Here is a 23478-nt window from a genome sequence, read left to right as displayed (position 1 = left end):
CTTTGAAAATTTCAAAGCCTTTTTTAGTATTCTATATTACTTCAATTAAAATACAGTTTTCTTAACTACTTTCTCTCCATTTTCTAATGTCATTTTCACTAGTAAACCTTGATTTTTAGCAGTTGTATTAATTGTAAATTCTTTAGAATTTGGTTTTGCTGTATAAATTAATTTACCTAATAAATCAAACACCTCTACTTCACTAACATTATTCTTAAATGATTGAACAGTTAACGATTGATTGTTAGTAATTAAAACAACTTCATTAGCATTCTCTGAAACTTCATTCAATTGTTTCTTTTTAAATATAATTTCAAATCTATCATTGAATGTACCTATTTCTGATATAAAATAATAAGACGATTCTTTTATATTAACAATACTTCCTGTATAATTATCCTTTAAATAGATATCTTGATTACTAAACAATCCATCAACTTGTTCTAAATTAATTTGATAATTTGAAGATTCAATAGCTTTAAAACCTAACTTAATCACATCTTCATCATTAAATGGCAATCCTTTACCTTGAATTACATATTCTTTATTATCAATTAAGCTATACAACATTGTTTTCGAAGTATCAAAAACTAATCCATCAATTTTTCTATCTACACCATCAGTAGCACCGTCCATATAACCCACTAATATTTGATTATGTTTTTGAGTAGCATCATTTAAATTTAGCCAAAATCTATGTTTCTCTACATTTTCATCTGCTCTTGTAACAGATTGTTGTTGTCTGAAGAATTGCGTAGAATTAGTTGCATCAACTCTAAACTCATTTTCAAAATTAACAGTATAGGCAGTAGCTGCTTTTACAAAAAACCCTTGTCCTACTTGAATATAATCATTTGGCACAGCACTTCCATTGGCAGATGCCGCCCCTCCTAACATAGTATAGGAAGCATAATTATTAGTTGGATACACCCCTCCACTTGCTGGAACGGTATGTGTCCAATAATATAATGCGTCAACTTTCGGATTATTTATTAAAAATGTTTTTGCATTAATTGGAGACGCATACGGATTTGCTAATAAATTATACCCTTGCCCAACCGCATATGTAATACTACCATTATTTGGCACACCTGTAAATTGACCTGGATAAGCCGCACCAGGCGCAGTAGAAGTCCAAGTATTATCAACTCTAATCATAAAACCTTTAGCCGTTGTAAAATTATTTGTTGATGGTACAACAGACTGATAAGCTGTTGGAGTAGTAGTACCTGTGTATAAGTATTCGTAAAAACGAGTTGCAATTGTATTTGGAGAGAAAGCTAATAAATTCTGACCTGCAACAGGAGATCCCCAAGCTGTATAATCTTGTCGAATCATGTTTGCAGAGTTTCTCTTTACAATAATATTACCAGTATTCACAGCATGTTTTGTATATTGTACTAAAGCTGCATTATTATTAATAGTTAAAGTTCCTGTTCCGTTAACGGTAACATTTTCACCAACTCTTAATGTGTGACCAGAGTTAAACACAACGTTAGCACCTGTATTTACAGTTACGGAACACGCATCTAAACTAGCTGTTGAAGAATAGTTTCCTGCAAAAACTACTGCATCTTTACTTGTTGGAGTACCCGTTGGTGACCAAGCCGTACCATTCCAAGTTTTAGTAGATGCTCCACATTGCCAGAATTGTCCTGTCCACACACCACGTCCAAAAGTTGCAGCAACAATAGTATTATCTAATGCTCTGAATTCAAAATTTAACACTTTAACATCTTTCATACCGTTATTAGCGCGTCTCCATGTAGGCGAAGCAGTATTAAAATCAACAGTATACCAAACCCCTAGTTCTGTACCAACAATTACTTCATTTGTAGCGTTTGGATTTTGTAAAATACATTTTACAGGCATATTAGGTAAATTCCCTTCCTTATTCTGCCATGATGTACCTCCATTTGATGAATACCATACACTTGGCACACCGTAATTATGGAACGTTACAAAAATATCGTTTTCAGTATTTCCAAAACGAATATCCGATATTGCTCCAGTCCATGTTGGATCAGCAATATTTGTCCACGTAATTGCACTAATATTTGCAGCAGTACTTGCTAATGCAGCATTATCTAACCTTAACAATCTTCCATTAGCCAAACCAACCAATACTGAAGTAGTAGTAGTAGGCATTGGTTTGAAAAATGTTGGGATATCATTTAATAATGCATTTGTTAATATTCTTCTTGTTGCAGAAGATGCACCTAAATCATATTTGTAAATTTGATAGGTTGGTGTTGCAGTTGTTCCGTTTGCATATAATCTATCATTAACACTATCCAAACCACATTGATTTACAAAATCACCGTCATTTTGATTAGAAGCAATTGTATAAGTTTGTACTCCTGTTGTTGCACTATGTCTACCATAAGTATTATAAACATACGATGAAACCACATAAGCATCAGTATCTTCAATGAATACCCAACAACCATCTCCACCATAAATTTCTGTTGTAGAATTCACACCAGCAGTTGCATTTGGCGCAAATTGAGTTCCATTATCTTGTAATCCAGAAATTAAACGAGTTGTAGCTGCAGAAGCAGTACTTATATCAGCTTTATAAGGTTGAGTAACATTATAATCTTTGTTTCTTTCTCCAATATTTGTACCAGAGTCATTTGAGTAATACACTCCACCATCACATCCAAACACTACACGTGATGTTTGAGTAGGACAAAAAGCCATTACATGATGATCCGAGTGTACACCGTCCAAACTAGCACCATTACCTGTCGCACTAGGATTCAACGTCCAATCCGTTAACTGTGTCCACATGGAAGAAGCCGTCGCCGTAAATGCAGTAGTTGTTCTAAAGATTTCAATTCCTCCAACATAAACTTCATTATCATTTGTTGGATTCATTCCTATCATTAAATCATAAAAAGCCTGACCTCTAGTAAAATCTGTAGCAGCAGGGGGCTGATTCCCACTACTAACTGGTAAAGCAATAGTTGTAGAAATAGTTGCCCAACCATCTGTAGTTCTTCTAATTTTAGGCAAACTAGTAGTATTATCTTCACAAAGCGCATACATATATCCATCTCTTTGTTTTGACGCCACTAACTGTACACGTCCATCACCATTTGGAGATGCTAAAGTTCTTACTAACGTCCAATCTGTACCATTAGTACATTTGTATATTCTTCCTCCACCTTCTCCAGTTGCAAAACTATATTTTGAACCCATATACAAGTCACCAGACTGATCAATTGCAAAAGAATTTGGCGCTACAAATTTTGTTCCTGCTGTACTGTACAAAGAAGCATTCGTTTGTCTGACAAAATTCACTCCATCAGTACTTTTATACAATCCAACAGTATTAGAACCTAAATAAGACCAACCAGCACCACCTGAACCACTGGTAACCTCTTCAGTATATGCCATAGCATCAGCACCAAAATAAACCTCTGTTAAACCTGTTGACGGATTTAACCAAGCTACAATATCTTGAATATAGGTTAATTGATTTGCAACTGTAGAACCAACAGGAGACGAATAAATTAAACGCCAATTATTTCCTCCATCAACTGATTTATAAACACCATTACCATTTACAGCACCCCAAGTATAAACTTCTCCAGTTCCAATATACATGATATTTGAATTTTGTGGATCTACTGTCATACATGTTACAGCCATATTACTAGGAACACCAGATACTTGAACCCAAGAAGAAGTAGAACTTGTAATATCATTGTTTATCCATAAACCACCACTAACTGCACCTGCAAATACTTTAGTTGTACTTCCAGTTGCAAATCTTAACACTCTTGTTCTCCCTCCAACATTGTTTGAACCTCTTTCTACCCATTGGTTATCTAAACCATCTCCAGGAACTCTTCCTTCTTCTAATTGCTTGTCTAATGACTTCTGTAAATCCAACACAACTTCTGGAGTTGGTCTACCTAAATTTGGATCAGCAGTATACAACCATTCTTGTTCATTATAAGCATTTGGAGGTAAACCCATGGCTTTTCTTTCCTTTTTCGGCAAGTGCATTCTTTTCCTTAAAGGCGAATAATTGACAAGATTATGGTATTTTTCTCGAATCTTTTCAATTGAATCTAACTCAGATGCAGAAATTGTTTTTTCTTGTTCTACAATAGTATTGACAGCAGCATCATTGATCGCTAAAGAATTGCTAGCAAAAACATTAGCTTTCTCTAAATTTGTTTTTTGAACAAATTTAGACTCTGCGTTTTGAATAAAATCAACTTTATTCGTCGCTTTAATTTCTGTTTTTTCACTAACAGATTTTTGTTTTGAATCAGAAGTTTTAATGTTAGTATCCTCTGTTTTATTACAAGAATAAATCAATACAGAGAAAAAAGCCAACAACAATCTAGATTTAAGATAGTTATGTTTCATATTTTGTAATTTGGGATGAACAAATATAAAAAAAAATAACAAAATAATAGATGAAAGCAAATAAAAACGAAAAAAAAACAAAAAAACCTATTTAATAATAGGCTCTTTTGTTAAATAGTTACTATTTATATTATTTAATTACTTTTCTATCAATTGTTTGTCCATTTGTTAAGGCAACTTTTACAATTAATGCTTGATTTCTATTGGCAATCGATGCTATCGAAAGTGTTTTCTCATTCACCTTATCATTAGTATAAATGTTTCTTCCTAACACATCAAACACCTGAACCGAAGCTATCTCTTGTGTAGAATCAACTTTTACTACATCATTTTGAACAAAAACTACAATATGGTCGGCTGGTACAAAATCTTCATTAGACATTACTGTATTTTTATACACTAATTTAAATCTAGTATTAAAAGTACCCGCTTCTGTTGTAAACACATATGGCGCTTGTTTTATATCATGGATAATATTTGTCACATTGTCTTTTACAAAAACATCTTGTGAAGCAAATAATCCGTCTACATTTCCTAATGAAATAGTGTAAGTACCCGCTGCCGTAGCTTTTAATCCTAATGCTACTTCGTCTGTATCTGCAAAAGGCAATCCTTTTCCTTGAATAACATACTCTGTATCGTTAATTACATTATACAACATCGTAGTACTCTTATCTAACACTTCTCCATCAATACTATGATCATATCCATTGGTAGCACCATTAGTATAACCCACTAATATTTGATTATAATTATTTGATACATCGTTTAAGTTTAACCAAATTCTATGTACTTCATTATTTACTTCTTGTGTAACAGCAGCATTTGATGTTCTAAAGAATTGTGTGCTTGAACTTGCATTGACACGTTGGGTATTTGTGAAATTTAAGTTCCCAGCTGCAGTAGCATTTACAAAGAATCCTTGACCTGTTTGTATAAATCCATTTGGCACTGCTCCTCCTGCTGCAGAAGCCGTACCTCCTAAAGTAGTATAAGAAGCATAATTATTAACCGGATAAACACCTCCACTTGCTGCAACTGTGTGCGTCCAGAAATATAACGTACCTACTGATGGATTAGCACTTAAAAATGCACGTGCATCAATTGGTGATGCGTAAGGATTTCCTAATAAATTATACCCTACACCCACCGGTTGTGACACATTTCCATTGTTTGGAACTCCTGTAAATTGACCATTAAACGTTGTTAAGGTTGTTGGCCAGTTATCCGCAGCTCTAATCATGTATCCTTTTCCAACCACAAAATTAGTTGTTGGTGAAACTGATTGATAAGCCGTAGGTGTTGTAGTACCCGTATATAAATATTGGTAGAATCTCGTTGGTAAAGTATTTGGTGAAAATGCCTGTAATTGTTGACCCGAAACCGGTGACGACCAAGCTGTGTAATCCAATCGTACCATAGGCGCTGAATCTCTTTTAACAACAATGTTTCCTGTATTTACAGCAGCACCATCTAACTGACGTAATGCTCCATTATTATTCACTGTTAAAGTACCCGTACCATTAACCGTTACAGACCCTCCAACCACAAAAGTATGTCCAGAACCAATAGTAACATTTACTCCTGAATTAACCGTGATTGAACACGCTTCTAAATCGCCCGTAGAAGTGTAATTACCCGCAAATGTAGCAGCAACTGTTCTTGAAGGAACTCCATTTGACCAAGTTGTACCGTTCCAAGAAGAAATAGTACTTCCACATGATACAATATTAATATTTACAGATCTACTTGGCACCCATCCATTATTTACATTTTTAACATCAACTCTAAAAGAAGTAGTTGCTGGAGTTGGTTGTGAATTGGTATAAGTAACGATTCCATCATTTATATCTTTTTGAGTGAAGGTAGTACCTACATTTAAATTTACACCACTTTTTTTCAATGTCCCAATTGATGGCAACTCTAAAACTGTATATGTTTGTTGAACATCCGTTTGAGCTGTAGAAGTCGCATTCATTTCAGTATTTGAAATTGCAATGGTAGAATTTGTTAATACATTTATTGTATTTGTAACTAGATTTGGAACAGGTGTAATAGCTTGCTTATTACAAATTTTTAAACTAAATGCGTTCAAGGTGCCACCATCTCCATTGTAAGGGTCATTTACAGTTAATGTCCACGTTCCGTTTGCCGCTAATCCGTCTAAATTTGCTAAAGCTTCAAAGGATTTAATTGTACCTGAAATTGCAGGAGAAGTTGTACTACAAGCTGGAGCAACACCATTATCATCATAAGTACAATTAATATCGGGCTGCCCTCCACAAGCTTCTTCTTGAAGTGTAATTACCGGACTTCCAATAGCTGCAGGTCCAGTCAAGGTTATGGTCAAATCTTGAACATAAGTATGTGTTATATTGACTGATGCTGTAATTTTACCAATAGTAAGCCCACCTGTTACATTAACTGTTGCTGTACCAACGCCATTCGCTGTTGTTTCCAATGTACCATCAACAATAGTTCCATTGAAAACAGCTGGCGAACAGTCTATTATTGCCGTTTGAAAACTTCTTTCTGCAGAGAAATTTCCATTAGCACAACCATTTTTAGGCTTCACTCTCCAATAATATATTGTTTGAGAAGCCAAACTATTTAAACTAAAACTTGGTGATGTAACATTCCCAGAATAGGCAAGAGAAGCAAAAGTTGGACTTGTTGAAACTTCCACATCCCAACTTGTAACATTAATATCATTTTGCCACGTTAAATTCGTAGATGTAGTAATCCCAGTTGCTCCATTTGCAGGAGTTAATAAAACAGGATTTGCAAATGTAGGATGATATACAGTTAGATAAATCTTTCTTATTTCTGTTTCTGAGCCATTGTTACCAATAATATCTATTGTATAAGTACCCGCTGCAACCGAAGCTAAATTACTAATAGTTACATCAAAAGTACCATTAGCAGAAAATGTAGACTGACTAAAACTCAAACTTGCCCCTGCTGGAACATTGGCCGCACTCATAGTAACATTAGCACCCCCAATTTTTGTCATTGAAAAATTGTAAACAGCATTTCCAGCATTAGAACAAATAGTTTTTGTATCTGCCAATGTTTTAAAAGTAAAATTAGAAGTAATACCTGTTACAACAAGTGCAAATTTTTGAGGTCCGTCTGCAAGAGTACCCTTGTGAGTGACTGTAATTGTATACACAGTTCCTGCTGTTGGCGCATCAATATTAATTCTTTCTACATTATCCACTATATTATCACCATCTCTTAATGCTAGAGCTGTTGCGCTACTTTGTAATCTCCAAGGATAATAAGTATTTGCTCCTTGTGTGATTCTAATATCTAAATCATTTGTTAAATCAGGCAAAGATTCATTTAAAGTTCCAGTATTTATCTTTGAAGTACTAGGAACATCTGTCCAACATATTGAGCCTAATAAAGGTGTTGTCCCTCCAGTAGCTACCACTTGCATTGTAAACGTTTGACCTTGATTTAAAGTTTCTTCAGAAATCCAAGAAGTCAATCCATTATTTGTAATTGTTTCAGCAGATTTTTTTGCATCCACATAACCCCAACCGTATCTTGCATCTGGACCAGCATTTCCTCTATCCGTAGCTGTATGACATACTAAGCCTTTCAAAGTTGCTGCTCTGAGAAACTTACCATTTACATTATTTGCGTGTTGTTGAATTAGAGTTAAAGTTCCTGTAATATTAGGTGCTGCCATTGATGTACCTAACATTGTTGTATATTGAGTTACAGTACCACCAGTTCCCGTTCCATTTCCACAAGAATAAATTCCTGCTCCTGTACCAGCTCCATCACCTGTTAAATCAGGCTTGATTCTTCTATCGTCTGACGGACCTTGACTTGACGAGGAATGTATTGCTCCTCCTGCTGTAATATTACCTGAAGCATCCACAGTAGCGTCTTGAGCATTGGCAATAGTTACTATATTTTTAGCATTTTTATTTCCATTCAATTTATCATATCCAGCTGTTGTTGGACTCGGATTAGTTGTTCCGCCATCATTACCTGCCGACATAACTGGCAAATAATAAGGAAAAGTATAAGCAATAACATCCCAATTGTAAGCTTCAGCTGAATAAGCACCAATATACCATGGTGTAGTAGAAACAGAAGAAACCGGAACTCCGTATGAATGATTAGACAACAACATCCCATTCATTGCTTCTGAAATAGCTTCTGATTCGTCATTATCCCAATCAAAAGACCTTGAAGTTGCATTAGGCGCCATACCTTTTGCAGCAGCCGACAAACCTGTTGCCATAATTGTTCCCATTACGTGAATAGCATGAAAACTATTTGTATTTCGTACCGTGTTATCTACTAAATTTATTCTACCTGAATACTCATTGTGAGCATGAATAGGTCCGCCGTCCCACATTCTAGGCACCATACCTGTTCCTGTTAAATTCAAACCTAATCCACCACCACTTCTTAAAAATGGCACTCTAGTAGAAATAGCCGCTTCAGCATTATAAATGGAGTAGTAAATTGGAATACCTGATTGATCAATTCGCATTAACTGATCAAATGATTGATCTGGATTTTCTTTAAAAATTGGAATATTGTATTTTTTAGCATATTCTGCTACTTCCCTTTTTTCTTTTAATTCTTTTTGCTGAAACTGTTTAAGCAATTGATTGGCTTTAACCATATCATACTCTTTAATGATTTCAGCTACTTGTTTTTCATTTTGAGAAAAAACAAAGCAAAAAATTAAGTTAAAAAATAAAATATAAGTAAATTTTGAGTACTTTAAGTAGTTATTTTTCATGTTTTTTGAAGATTTGTTGGCAATGCGCAATATATAAAAAAAATATCAAAAACAAAATAATCAAAAAATTACAAAATAAAATTTGGATTTAGTTGCATTGTTTCTATATTTGCAGTCCAATATCCACTGCGGGTGTGGTGAAATTGGTAGACACGCCAGACTTAGGATCTGGTGCCGCAAGGTGTGAAGGTTCGAGTCCTTTCACCCGCACAATAAAAAAGCTCTAACCCTTTATTTAAAAGGAATTAGAGCTTTTTTTATTTTAATTTGTTCCCCGTTTTGTTCCCCATAATTTGATTCTATTTGATATATTATTCTGTTAATTTCTATTAATTCAACTTTAATAATTAATTTACATTTAAGCGATAGAACAAATATAAATCATAATGTTCTTTGTTAAATATTAATTCAATACCACCCAATACCACCCAATACTACCCAATACTACCCAATACCACCCAATACCACCCAATACCCAACAAGCATTAATTTAACTTAATTAATATTGTTTAAAAATTTTTTAAATCATATTAATTATGGAACAAATTTTAAATTTTAAAATCGAAATCCCAGATGAATTCAAAAATGAAATCATCTCGGGCGTTGTTACACAAATCAAGGATTTGATGTTAAACAACAAAGCAGAAAATCAAAATGATTTACTAAGTAGAGCAGAAACTGCCAATCTTCTCAAAATTTCCTTAGTCAAACTTTGGCAATTAACCAAAGACAAGGTCATTCCTGTTTACAAAATTGGAAACAAAGTTTTGTATAAAAGAAGCGAAGTTGAACAATTATTCAATTCTAACCTTTTATAGTTATGGAAAACATTTTAAAACCATCAAATGAAATTGTTAACGATGTAAACTTTCATTTAACAAACATTCTAACTGATATTTCTAAACTAAAATTAGAGTATAATAGAGATTTAATTTTAATTCATTGGATAAACAATATCAAACAAAAGTTAGAAACAATAATTGAACTTTTGTTGGTATCTAATTCACAAACCTTTATTCAATTAGCCAATGAAGTCAACAAACTTTTTGTTTTAGACTGTGAAATGAGTAAAGTACAGGTTTTAATTATAAACCATAAAAGAAATATCAATAACAACAAAACTGGAACTTTAATTTTAAACTATGGATTCAATCAATAATTATTTAAGAATTGGTACAGAATATTATAGAATATGTAATGAACCATTTACATACGACACAATTAGAATATTGAGAAAATGGAAAAAGCATTTAATCATTGATGATTTAGGCAAAGATGTTGCAAATAAAATTAGTAAGTTCTATGGATTTTGTGTTTGTCCTTCTCATTCTAATTATCAACAGGTTATCAATGGATATTATAACAATTATAGTAAGTTAAGTTATGAACCAAAAGAAGGTTCATGGAATACTATTGAACAATTGTTGAAACATATATTTAACGAACAATACAACTTAGGTTTAGATTATTTAAACCTACTTTGGAAAGAACCAAAACAAAAATTACCCATACTTTGTTTGGTTAGTAAAGAAAGAGAAACAGGAAAAACAACTTTTTTAAACCTTTTAAAACATTTGTTTGAAACCAATGTTACATTAAATACAAATGAAGATTTTAGAAGCAATTTTAATTCAGATTGGGCAAGTAAACTATTAATCTGTATAGATGAAACTTTTTTGGATAAAAAAGAAGATAGTGAAAGAATTAAAAACCTTTCAACTTCTAATTATTATAAAAGTGAAGCTAAAGGCAAAGACAAGGAAGAAGTTGAATTTATAGGAAAGTTTGTTTTATGTTCCAACAATGAAGATTCATTTATTAAAATTGATGCTAACGAAACCAGATATTGGGTTAGAAAAATTGAACCTTTAGAAAAACAGAATCCTAATTTATTAGAAGTTTTAAAATCTGAAATCCCTGCATTTGCTCACTTTCTAGAAAATAGAAAAATTGAAAGTCCTAAAGTTTCAAGAATGTGGTTTAGTCCTGAGCAGATTTATACCAACGCATTACAAGTTTTAAAATTAGGAAATAAAACCCTTATTGAAAGTGAAATAAGAGAATTATTAATTGAAAATTTTGAATTTTTTAATGTAGATGAACTTTGTTATTCTTCAAAAGACATTTTAGACTTATTAAAAACAAAAAATATTAACTCAAATTCAATTTATATTGCTAAGGTAATTCAAAATGAATTTAATATATGTATTGAAAAAAATTCTTCATATAAATTTTATAATTCAAATAGTAGTATTCAAAGTAATTATCCTGAAAATGATTTTATAAATAAAAAAGGTAGGTATTTTAGATTTTTAAAAAAGGATTTTGTTGTTGAATGTTGAAAAAACTTCGCAATATCTTTTAAATAAAGAGATTATTCATTCAACACATTGTCAAAAATACGTCAACAATTAAAAAATGTATTGAAACTTGAATACTAGTTAAAAGTTTCTTTTTAAATAAAAAATTGATTGTTGAACCATTTTTGACAGAAAGTTGAAACTTCAAAAGCTTTATAATTAAGCTTTTACAATATTTTTTCAACATTCAACAAACTTTTTATCATTTTACGATTTACGAAACATTAATTCTTAATGTTAATAACTAATTTTGAAATACATTTCTTAAATAATTAAATTGCTACTGTTTTTATAAATGGATTTTTTTATTTGGAATAAACAATTTCTTAGGAGCTTAAAATAAGATTAGAAATCAACAAAAAGATAGATTCCTGGTTTGAGCTAACCTTTGCGGATTTTGTAAAAAAATTAGGAAAGAAGAAAATAAAGCTGTTCTTATTTGATAAAGCAGAATGGAAAGTTTACCTATTACAAGAACAACAAAAAGCATTTACCCTAAAACAATAAAAAACCACCATAGGCCAAGAAATAGTTAAAATGGCATTAGCTATATGGTTTAACAGAAGAGGAAATTAGTAGCGTAGAAAATAGTCAGAATGGATAATAATTTTAAATTACATAGAGGACAGGTATATTTTGAAACAGATGGTTTTATTGAAAGCTATGATGCTACATTAAATATTGAAAACAACTCATATGTTTTAGAAGTAAAAGGTAATTGCTTTTCATTTACAGATTATAAAATAATACAAGGAGAGTTTCAAGATTTAGGATATGTTACTTTAGTAGAATGCTTTTTAAGTGGTATGTCTTCAGGTTTTATTAGTTCATTTAAATATAATGTTTTACACATCATTGAAGGTGTAAAAATCAATCAGTTTGAAGAATTAAATTTTTCTTCTTTATCAATTGAAATGCCTATTTTAAAAAATTAGATAAATAAAACAAGTTTAAAAGGAGATTTAGTATTTAATAAAAAAATAGAATATTTAGGAACTCAAAAATTTGATTTATATAAATCAGATGAAATTGAATTAACTGCTTCATTGTATTGCAAGGAAAGTTTTTCAAAAAAAAACATAACCATTGAAGAATATTTTGAGTTAAATATTTCAGCCAACAATAATCTTAATCTTTTTGATTTAATTAATTATTATAGAAAAGTCAAAATATTACTAAATTTTTTTGGTCAGCATCATTCAGCTAATGATTATTTTTATTTGAAAGAAAATAATATTATTTATGAAAATCAAGATGAGCCATTAATAATAAAACTTCATACATCAAGTGTGAATTTCATCAACAATTTCAACTTTAATTTTAACTTTTCTTACGATGATTTGGTTGACTCTTATGAAAAGATATTTGATTCTTGGTTTAACAATCAAAAATTAGAAGATTCAATAAATTTAGTTGCAGAAAAAAGTTTTCTAAAATTATCAGGTGAAACATATTTTTTGAATACTTGTTTTTCTTTAGAAACTCTTCACAGAAAACACTTCAAAAATAATGTTTATGAAGAAGATATTTTTAAAGAATTGAGTGAAAGAATAATTAAAAAATTGGAAAGTGATGAAAAAAAATTATTTTTAGAAAAATTGCAATATGCCAATGAACCTTCATTTAGGAAAAGATTAAGAGATTTTAAAGAAGATTTTTCAATAGCTATAAAAGGAGATTTCAATTTAAAAAACTTAATAGGTAATATTGTTGATACAAGAAATTATTTAGTTCATAGAGGTGAAAAGAAAAATGTACTTGACAATATCGAGATGAGTAAAGTTGCCAAGGTAATTGAAAATGTAGTTAAGATTAATATTTTTAGATTGATTGGTATTGATGAAGAAAAGATTAAAACCAAAGTAAAGGCAATAGAATATAATTCCATTATTAGTAATGATTAAAATTTAATATTATATAATATTTTTAGTTCATTGACAACTATAAAAAAAATTAATTTCTCAGAAGTCAATGAGAATAAAAAATTAAATCTATTATTTAACACTACTTTAAAACCGTAAAAAATTCTTCAAAAAACCGTAATTAAAAAATTATGGTTTAAATATTTTTGGAAAAAATTTTAGGTATAAATACCTCTGTAGTATTGTATTAATTACCCGTTTATTTTAGCACAAAAATTATAAGTAACTAGTTTTTAATGAAAATTCCTTTCAAATTATTTGTTGCAACAATGTTTTGTTGGACAATTTCAAATGCCCAAGAGATTCTTTGGGAAAAATCATATGGTGGTAAACATGCCGAGTATTTATTTGATGTTTTAGCAACTCCTGATTATGGATTTGTATTAGCAGGAAGTTCTATTTCTGGTAAAACTGGTAATAAAGAAGACGCTAATAAAGGCGACTTGGATTACTGGTTGTGGAAAATGGATGAAAAAGGTGATTTAGAATGGCAAAAAAGCTTCGGAGGTAATGGCGTTGATATGCTTTATAGTGTGAAAATCACTAAAGATGTAGGTTATATTTTGGCAGGTATATCAAATTCATCTAAAAGTTTAGATAAAAAGGATGACTCTAAAGGAGGTGATGATATTTGGATTGTTAAACTTAATGCTAAAGGGAATGAACTTTGGCAAAAAACAATTGGTGGAAAAGGTCAAGAAAAAGTTAGTGTAATTAGAGTACTTAGTGATGGTAGTTACATAATTGGAGGTTCTTCTTCTTCTTATAAAACTAGGGTTGCAACTAATGGGCAAATAAATCCTTATAATAAATCAGAAGATACTAGAGGAAACTTGGATTATTGGATTATTAAAATGAAAGACGATGGTTCAATTGTGTGGCAAAAAACATTGGGTGGGAAATTTGTAGATGAATTAAAGGATCTAGTTGTTTTACCAAATGGAAATATCTTAGCTGGCGGTTATTCAAATTCACCAATATCAGGAGACAAAACAGAGGAAAATTTTGGTTTGGGTGATTTTTGGCTAGTTGAATTAAATACCCAAGGGGATTTAGTTTGGCAACAGACATTAGGAGCAGAAGCAGAAGATAATTTATTAGCAATTGAACCTACAAGTGATGGTGGTTTTATTATAGGTGGAAATTCTAATTCTTCTACTTCATTAGTAAAAACAAAAGGAAGTAGAAACGGAAGTGATTTTTGGATTATCAAGTTTGATAAGGATAAAAACATTCAATGGCAAGAAACTTATGATTATGGCACTTATGATGTTTTAACTTCAATAGTTGAAAATACGGATGGCACTTATTTACTTGGAGGTTATGCGCAAACGGAACAAAAAGGAAATATGAATTCTAAAATTGCCAAAAACGACAAAGAAGGAATTAGCGATTATTTAGCGTTGAAAATAAATGCAAAAGGTGAAGAAATCTGGACTAAATCAATAGGGAGCAAAGGTGAAGAAGTAATGAAAAAGTTACTTGAGACAAGAGATGGCGGATATGTATTAGCAGGAACATCAAAAGGAACTTCATCAAGAGACAAACAAAGTAATATTGGAGGTTCAGATTTTTGGGTAGTAAAATTAAAAGATAAAGACAAACCACTTAAAGAAAAATTACCAATAGAAGCTTTCCCAAATCCAGTAATAACTTTTACTAATGTAATTGTAGGTTATGAATACGACTATGGAACTGCAACCGTATATGATATAAATGGAAGACAATTACAACAACAAGATTTAAAAGGCGAACGCACATTACCATTTGAATTGGTAAATTATCCAAATGGAATATACATAATTGTAGTAAAAACAAATAAAGAAGAACATTCAGTTAAAATAATAAAGAAATAAGATGAGAAAAATATATTTATTAATAATATTAATAGTTAATAATTTTATTGGTTTTTGTCAAAATAATGGAGGAAGTAATTCACAAGATACTAAATATTATTTGCCTAATATAACTCCGCCCTCTCCAGAGGCATTTGCAATCAGTGAATATGGTAAAAATGGTGTTACTGAATCTACTGGAAAGTTAAATCTATCAATTCCAATTTATAATTTTAATGCGGGTCAATTGAGTATTCCTATTTCAATAAATTATTCTGGAGCAGGCGTAAAGGTGAATGATATTTCCACATGGGCAGGAATGAATTGGAATTTAGTAGCCGGAGGTAATATTACAAGAAGAGTAAATGATTTTGCCGATGAAGAAATTTCAAAAGTTAGAAAATATATAAATGAGCAGCATTTAATTACAAATGCTAGTAATACATGTGCAGATTATTCGCAAGAGTACTATTACATGTGTTTTTGGCCAGAGGATTACGATACTGAGGTTGATATATTTACTTTTAATTTTAATGGTTATAATGGTAGTTTCTTTTTAGACGAAAATTTTAATCCTGTATACATTGAAAATGAAAGTGAATTAAGAATAGAAATAATAGGACCTCAATCTACTAATTTAGAAAGGCTAAGAGCCACAAAAACATTTATGATTACCACACCTGATGGAGTAAAATACTATTTTGGTGGTCAAGAAACGGAACAAACTATGACTTTTTCAGGACATAGAGGTAATTCTATTTTATCAAATACTAGCTTTTATTTATACAAAATAGAGCACCCTATAAAAGGGTTAATCGAATTTGAATATACTACAGCGTCTTCAAGATTATCCTTTATTAGCAAAAGTTATAATATGCGTACTACGAATTTAACAACAAATAATTATGTATCGCCATACACACAACAATTTTTTAAAACTCAAATTAATAATCCTAAAATATTAAGTAAAATAAAATCAAACAATCATAATATTACAGTAAATTTTTATTCTACTATTCATGGTAGTCACAATTTCATAAGTACACTAAATAGAATTGAAATTAAGAATGGTATAAATTTATTAAAAGAATTTGATTTAACTCATGGAGCAAAAAATAGCAAAACGCAACAATCAAATGATTTTAATACGGCAAGTAGATTTTTTTTAGAAAAAATTGAGATTAATAAAAATATAGAATTAGATATTAACAAAAAAGAAGTTTATCTTTTCGAATATAATGACCCTTATTCTCTTCCAGCACGATTATCAAATAGTCAAGATTTATTAGGTTATTATAATGGTGAAACTAATGAAACATTGATTCCTTACCATTCTTCAATAAGTGCCATTGAACATCCTTTTTTTGCAAATAGACAGCCAAATTTTGAATTAGCTTCAAAAGGGACATTAAATAAAGTTACTTACCCTACTAAAGGCTATTCAATATTTGAGTATGAACCAACAGATGCAAAAGAAAAAGTATATAAAACATACGCAGGGGCGGTAGAAGGCGCTACTGTGGCAAGTGTACCAGGAAATAATGGTTTGTTAGATGAACCCACTTTATTTACACCCATTTACGAAACAAAAGAAGTAGTAATTAATATTTCCACAGGTGTAACAAATACTGCTGACCCAGAGTATGATTTAGCAGTGTATCAAACACACAAAGCAAAACGAGTAGAACTAAAAATCACGGATGTTACAGCAAATTCAGCACCAGTGTATATACGACGAAACTTTAGCATGAATCCAAAAACATCAGCTCATAATTTTACATTTATTAAAAACCATGTTTATGCCTTAGAATTAAAAATATTAAGTCCTGACGGTTCGAGTACTTTTAATCAATTAAATGCTGGTTTTAATTTCACGGTCTTTAATGGTTATAAAAAAATTGAAGGATTTGGCGTTAGATTAAAAAGACAAACAGATTTTGGAAAAAACCAAGCACCCACAAATATTAAAAGATATTATTATAGAACCATAAAAGAACCAGAAAATTATGTTTTAACATTACCTGTTATCAATTATTTTCCTGAGATAAGTTATGCGTTTAACTCGCAAGGTTTGTCAACGAATGAACCAACAACAAATTTTGATATGTTCGGTTATTTTGTTGATATTCATTCTGAGGCAAGTAATAAATACTGTAATCCTACAAATAATGAATTTTATGATGTAGTGTCGACTAGCTATGGTGGAGATAATTTTGAAAATGGTGGAACGGAAAAATACTTTTTTTACGCTCGTAACATAGCACAACAAAAAGTTGAAGTAAATAATGACGGTTGTTGGATAGGATTTATGGAACCAATTGATGGTGAATTGATGAATGAAGTTGTTTGTGGACTACCATCGCCTGCAAATACTTCAATAACTGCTATACGAAATTTATATAAATCCAATGAAACTACAGATATGGGAATGTATAACGGAAAATTAATAGGAGAAAGAAAATTTAAAAACATTAATGGAAGTTTATACAAAATTGAAGAACTATTTAATGAGTTTGACACGTTTAATATTCCGATTCAGCAAACTGTTAATTTTGTAGGTAAAGAACTTTTTGGTAGATATGTTGCATTAAATCACTGTACTGAAGATTTATCTGACCCTCCAAGGCATGCCATGTCCGATTGTTATTTGGGGTATTATTTGGTTAATAGTTTTGCATTTAATCTTAAAGAAACTAGAAAAACAGAGTATATTGACCCAATACCGATGTCACTCTATACACCACTTATTGATTCAGAATTAAATTTTTCAGTTATGCATAATCCTGAAATCGCAGTACTGGAGGCTAATTACAAAAAAATTGTAACAACTCAAACATTTGAATATGGAGCTTTAAAAGGTTTGCCTACTGTTATAACGAATTCTATAAGTGATACAAATACAGTTAACAAGACTATAAATACCTACGTAAATTCGGTTTCAAATTTAACTGGTTTACCTGCAAATCAATCCACTTTATATACATCTTTATTAGCACAAAATAGGGTAGACAGTCCTATCCAAACTCAACAATTTAAAAATTCAGAATTAGTAAGTACTCAGCGAACATTACATAACAACTTTACGGTTAACAATGTTACTAAGATTTTACCCGAGAAGATTCAAATTGCCAAAGGCAGTCAAACGTTAGAAGATAAAGCTATCTTTTATAATTATGACGAACATTTTAATCCAGTTGTTATGGGTTATAAAGATGCTCCAAAAACACGTTACCTGTTTAATACAGAAGGTTTAGTTGTAGCTAAAATTGAGAATTATACAGGTACAGCCACAACATTTCCTTTGATAACAGGTAATATTGATAATACTTCATGTACTTTACAAACACAAAATCCAAATTCATTAGTAACGGTTTACCAATACAATTTAATTACCAAAAAAGTAATTAAAATAACCGATCCAAATTGTAGAGATACCTATTATGAATATGATGATTTACAACGATTAAAATTCTTAAAAGACCATGAAGGGAATATAGTAAAAGAATTTGATCAACAGTTTAAACCTCAAAACTAAAGCAAGATGAAGAAATTAGTATATTTATTATTAAGTATTCCTGTTTTTGTTTTAGGGCAAAGTACAGATCAAAATTGGGTTAAAGTAAAAACATATAAGCAACCTACTTCAACTCCTATAACAACCCCTACAATTGAACAAGCCACTACACAAGTAAATTATTATGATGGATTAGGTAGGCCAATTCAACAAGTTGCTCATGGACAATCCAATACTGGAAAAGATATTGTAACACATATTGAATATGATGCATTTGGCAGGCAAATAAAAGAGTTTTTACCTTATGTGAATCAAAGTGCTAGTTTAAATTATAATTCAAGTGCAAATAATGATGTTTTGAATTTTTATAATTCATCTAATTATGAGAATACAGCAAATCCTTTTTCAGAAAAGCTATTAGAAGCATCGCCACTTGATAAAGTTTTAAAACAGGCTGCTCCAGGAAATCCTTGGGCATTAGGAAGTGGTAAAGAAATAAAGTTTGATTACCAAACGAATACATCTAACGAGGTTAAATTTTATAAAGTGACTTTAACTTGGAATGCCAGTCATAATATTTACAATATTGCATTAAATGAAATTGGGTATTATGCTCCAAACGAACTTTATAAAACCATAACCTATGATGAAAACTCACCAGGAGGGACAAGTAAACTAGGTAGAACAGAAGAGTTTAAGGATAAAGAAGGTAAAGTAGTATTAAAGCGAACATTTAATAATAATGATCCACATGAATCCTACTATGTTTATGATGTTTATGGCAATCTTACTTATGTTATTCCACCTGCTGTTGATACTAATGACCATATAGATCAAACTAAATTAGATAACATGTGTTATCAATATAAATACGATCAAAGAAATAGATTAATAGAGAAAAAACTTCCTGGTAAACAATGGGAATATATTGTCTATGATAAATTAGATAGAGTTGTGGCAACTGGTCCAGCTTATAACCCTTGGGGAGGTGGTGATTCTAAAAAAGGTTGGATGATTACAAAATATGATGTTTTTAATCGTCCTGTTTATACCGGTTGGTATTCTGGGGCAGTTGCTTCAAGTGCTGATAGAAATACTATGCAAAACAACTATAGTTCATCAACTGTTTTGTCTGAAAGTAAAGCAACTTCAAATGTTACTTTAGATGCAGTTGCAATTAAGTATACAAACACAGTATTTCCAACAAACTTAAAATTATTGACAGTTAATTACTATGATAATTACGATTATCCAAATGCACCTAGTATTCCAGCTCAAATTGAAGGACAAACTACTACAACAACTGGATTAAAAGGATTAGCAACAGGTTCATGGGTACGTGTATTAGATAATGCAAGTTCAACTACAAATGAATTAAGTTATACTCTTTATGACACTAGATTAAGACCAATTAGAGTGTATACTAAAAACTATTTAGGAGGTTATACACAAGTAAATACTAAATTGGATTGGGCAGGAAAAACGGAGTATACAGTAACTGAACACAAAAGAACAACTAGTGGGCTTGGAGTTATTGTAAAAGATATTTTTGAATACACAGCTCAGGATAGACTCTTAAAACATACACAAGAAATAAATAGCTCATCTGGACAGTTAATTAGTTCTAATAGCTATGACGAATTAGGACAATTAGTTTCCAAAAAAGTAGGCGGTGAAGATATTACAGCTTCAACTTCTTTGCAAAAAGTTGATTATAAATACAACATTAGAGGTTGGTTAAAAGAAATTAATGATGCAACAAATTTAACTCCTTCTGCAAATGAAGAAGATTTATTTGCTTTTAAAATTAATTACAATCAATTAGAACAAGGAAGTACTGGGCAAGCTTTGTTTAATGGTAATATTGCTGAGACATTATGGCGATCTTATTCAGATGATATAAAAAGAAAATATGAATATAATTATGATCATTTAAACAGATTATTACAAGCTAATTATAGCAAGCCAGATGCTAGTACAAATATCAATAACTATAAAGAATGGTTGAGTTATGATAAAAATGGGAATATTGCAGATATTATTCGAACTGGAAATGTAGATTTAGTGTCTGGAAATGTTGAAAACATTATTGATGAATTACATTTTACCTATGATACTAATAATAAAAACTTATTGTTAAAAGTAGATGATACTAGTAATAGTCCACAAGGATTCAAAGACAACTACAATTCAAGTGGAGATGATTATACGTATGATGCAAATGGGAACATGATTTCAGACAATAATAAAGAAATTCGAACTATTGTATACAATCATTTAAATTTACCAACAGAAATAATATTTTCAGGAACTACAAATGGAACAATTTATTATCTTTACAATGCTGTAGGTCAAAAAATAAACAAATTAGTTGAAGATGAATTTCAAAATGAAACACTTACAGATTATTTAAGTGGTTTTCATTATGAAAATGGTGTTTTACAATTTTTTCCACATGCAGAAGGATATGTAAAAGTAACTGGAAATGTTGGTAGAAATGGGCAAATTCAATTTTATTTCTTTAATTATGTGTTTAACTACACAGACCATTTAGGAAATATTAGATTAAGTTATGCTCAAGATCCAAGTAATATAAACGTTCTTAAAATATTAGAGGAAAACCATTATTATCCATTTGGTTTAAAGCATAAAAATTATAACGTAGACCAATTAAATTTTGAAGAATTCCCAGAAACAGGTGTTGAAATTGTTCCTACTGATAATCCAATGTATAAGTATAAATACCAAGGACAAGAACGCCAAGATGATTTAGGTCTTAATTGGGATAGCTTTAAATGGAGAAATTATGATTATGCAATAGGTAGATTTATGAGTATTGATCCTTTAGCTATGGATTACACATATAACTCACCTTATGCTTTTCAAGAAAATAAAATGGGGATGGGAAGAGAGCTAGAAGGTTTAGAATTGGCTCCCTTTGAGATATTTATTGAAGAATCTGTAATTATTGAGCCATTTTATTATGAGCCTAATTTACAACCATTACCATTTGAGCCAGTTATTGAAATACCCACAGCATTTGAATATGAAGTAGAACCTGTTTTAATTGATTGCTATTTAGACCCGAGTATAATCGAGAAGAATAGAATTAAAGATAATAGTAATGAAGCAACCTCTGGGCAAGAAGTTAATTCCGAAAAGCATATAGATAATAGCTCACAAAATTCTAAAACAGGTCAAGGAAGAGGATCAAATAATAGAACTCCAGATGACGAGGCTGTTGGAGATCATACAGTAAGAGACAGTAAAGGTCATACGACTTATAAAGAAAACCCTAATAATCCTAATAAAAACTCAAAAGGAAAAGGTTTTGAAACGGAGAAAAGAGTTGATTATGAAGGAGCTTCACATAAAAATAAAAATGGGGAAAATGTACCTACACCACATGTTCATGAAGGAAAAAATGTGAGACCTGCAATACCAGGTAAGGACATGCCAAAGAAAAATAATTAAATTATATGTTAAAATGGTTTGAAGAGTGGTTCTACAATCAATGTAATGAAGATTGGGAACACGGATATGGAATTAAAATAGAAACAATTGATAATCCTGGATGGGAGATTACTATTGATTTAGAAAACACAAAAATCAATCTAGAAAAAATAGATTGGATTTTAATTGGAGATTATGAAAACAGCTGGGTAGGTTATAAAATTGAAGAGAAGAAATTTAATGGAGCTTGTAGTCCTAAAAATTTGAATATTTTGATACAAATTTTTAAAGAAATAAATGATTTTGGATTAGTAGATGTGTCTAAGATTTCTAGTCTTTTAAAGTAATGTATCAAATTAGGGCATTGCCTAAATTTTAAGCTTTAATTATTAAAACCGGTAATGTCCCAAATTAGGATATGTCATAAAATATAAATTTAAATAATTGAAAACCAGTAATTAAATAATTTTTAATTGCTGGTTTTTTATGTTATGCAAGTATGGTGAAAAATAGAATAATTTTTTAAAACGCATAAAATAAGGTTTTCTTTTAGCTTTGTGTATCAAATTAGGATATGGAAAAAGATATTTGTCCAAAATGTAATGGTTCATCTGTTAAATGTGGCTTTCAAAATAATGTTCAGCGTTATTTATGTAAAAATTGTAATAAAAAATTTCAAGCATCTTATACATATAATGCTTATCAAACCAATATTAATAGTTTTATTTCAACATTAATAAAAGAGGGTTGTGGTATTAGAAGTATTTCGAGGATATTGAAAATTTCGAAAAATACTGTTCTTTCAAAAATAATCTATATTAGTAATTTTGTGAAACCCAAACCATTCGTGAAATTAGGATGCAAGTTTGAGATTGATGAAATTTGGACTTTTATTGGATGTAAAAATAATATGACTTGGATAACTTATATTATTGAAAGGGAAAGTAAAAGTGTAATCGACTTTTTTGTAGGTTCAAAAACTAAAGAAAACATAAAGCCATTAATTGAAAAAGTTTTAATGTTATATCCCAAAACAATTTTTACAGATAAACTGAATGTCTATCCTTCAATTATTCCAAAAGAAATTCATAAACGCTTTCAATATTGTACTAATATTATTGAAAGAAACAATTTAACAATTCGAACTCATGTTAAAAGGTTAAGTAGAAGAACGATTTGTTTTAGTAAGAGTGTTGTTATTTTGAATGCTATTTTGAAAATTTATTTTTGGTTTTGA

Annotated in this window: 12 protein-coding genes and 1 tRNA gene; 11 read left to right on the top strand and 2 right to left on the bottom strand. The window is 30.5% G+C overall.

Translation table 11 applies throughout. The features are described 5' to 3' along the window. Nucleotides 1-45: 45 nt before the first annotated feature. Both KQS_RS13900 and KQS_RS13895 read right to left on the bottom strand, forming a co-directional pair. Complete coding sequence (locus KQS_RS13900) at nt 46-4386, bottom strand: T9SS sorting signal type C domain-containing protein (RefSeq protein ID WP_014387333.1); 4341 nt, start codon at nt 4384-4386, stop codon at nt 46-48. Between the two features lie 130 nt (nt 4387-4516). Beyond that, the gene (locus KQS_RS13895) at nt 4517-9157 is read right to left on the bottom strand and encodes a S8 family serine peptidase (protein WP_014387332.1); all 4641 of its coding nucleotides are present in this window, start codon (nt 9155-9157) and stop codon (nt 4517-4519) included. A gap of 128 nt (nt 9158-9285) precedes the next feature. Here KQS_RS13895 and KQS_RS00950 point away from each other — a divergent pair. The 11 genes from KQS_RS00950 to KQS_RS00900 all read left to right on the top strand — a co-directional run bounded on the left by KQS_RS00950 (nt 9286) and on the right by KQS_RS00900 (nt 23478). Further along, nucleotides 9286-9367 (top strand) — tRNA-Leu (locus tag KQS_RS00950). Nucleotides 9368-9693: 326 nt separating this feature from the next. Beyond that, nucleotides 9694-9975 (top strand): helix-turn-helix domain-containing protein, encoded by a 282-nt coding sequence (locus KQS_RS00945; protein WP_014387331.1) that lies wholly within the window; start codon nt 9694-9696, stop codon nt 9973-9975. A 2-nt stretch (nt 9976-9977) separates the two neighbouring features. Then, on the top strand, nt 9978-10316 hold the full coding sequence (locus tag KQS_RS00940) for a hypothetical protein (RefSeq protein WP_014387330.1): 339 nt from the start codon (nt 9978-9980) through the stop codon (nt 10314-10316). After that, nucleotides 10300-11499 carry a primase-helicase family protein gene (locus tag KQS_RS00935; RefSeq protein ID WP_014387329.1) on the top strand — a complete coding sequence of 400 codons (1200 nt, stop codon included), beginning with the start codon at nt 10300-10302 and terminating at the stop codon, nt 11497-11499. Before KQS_RS00940 ends, KQS_RS00935 begins: the two co-directional genes overlap by 17 nt. Before the next feature lie 614 nt (nt 11500-12113). Further along, nucleotides 12114-12452 (top strand): ApeA N-terminal domain 1-containing protein, encoded by a 339-nt coding sequence (locus tag KQS_RS14700; RefSeq protein ID WP_014387328.1) that lies wholly within the window; start codon nt 12114-12116, stop codon nt 12450-12452. A 111-nt stretch (nt 12453-12563) separates the two neighbouring features. Beyond that, a complete protein-coding gene (locus tag KQS_RS00925; protein WP_014387327.1) occupies nt 12564-13421 on the top strand; it encodes a HEPN domain-containing protein in 858 nt (285 codons plus the stop codon). Nucleotides 13422-13675: 254 nt separating this feature from the next. Then, a complete protein-coding gene (locus tag KQS_RS00920) occupies nt 13676-15295 on the top strand; it encodes a T9SS type A sorting domain-containing protein (protein WP_014387326.1) in 1620 nt (539 codons plus the stop codon). Nucleotide 15296: 1 nt separating this feature from the next. After that, nucleotides 15297-18809, top strand: a complete 3513-nt coding sequence (locus tag KQS_RS00915; protein ID WP_014387325.1) for a hypothetical protein — start codon at nt 15297-15299, stop codon at nt 18807-18809. A 6-nt stretch (nt 18810-18815) separates the two neighbouring features. Further along, nucleotides 18816-22262, top strand: a complete 3447-nt coding sequence (locus tag KQS_RS00910; RefSeq protein WP_014387324.1) for a DUF6443 domain-containing protein — start codon at nt 18816-18818, stop codon at nt 22260-22262. Between the two features lie 5 nt (nt 22263-22267). Next, nucleotides 22268-22588 (top strand): immunity 53 family protein, encoded by a 321-nt coding sequence (locus KQS_RS00905; protein ID WP_014387323.1) that lies wholly within the window; start codon nt 22268-22270, stop codon nt 22586-22588. Between the two features lie 227 nt (nt 22589-22815). Continuing rightward, on the top strand, nt 22816-23478 hold the full coding sequence (locus KQS_RS00900; RefSeq protein WP_014387322.1) for an IS1 family transposase: 663 nt from the start codon (nt 22816-22818) through the stop codon (nt 23476-23478).

Origin of the sequence: Flavobacterium indicum GPTSA100-9 = DSM 17447, assembly GCF_000455605.1 — a bacterium.
Classification (GTDB): domain Bacteria; phylum Bacteroidota; class Bacteroidia; order Flavobacteriales; family Flavobacteriaceae; genus Flavobacterium; species Flavobacterium indicum.
This window is presented reverse-complemented; position numbering and strand designations above follow the sequence as displayed.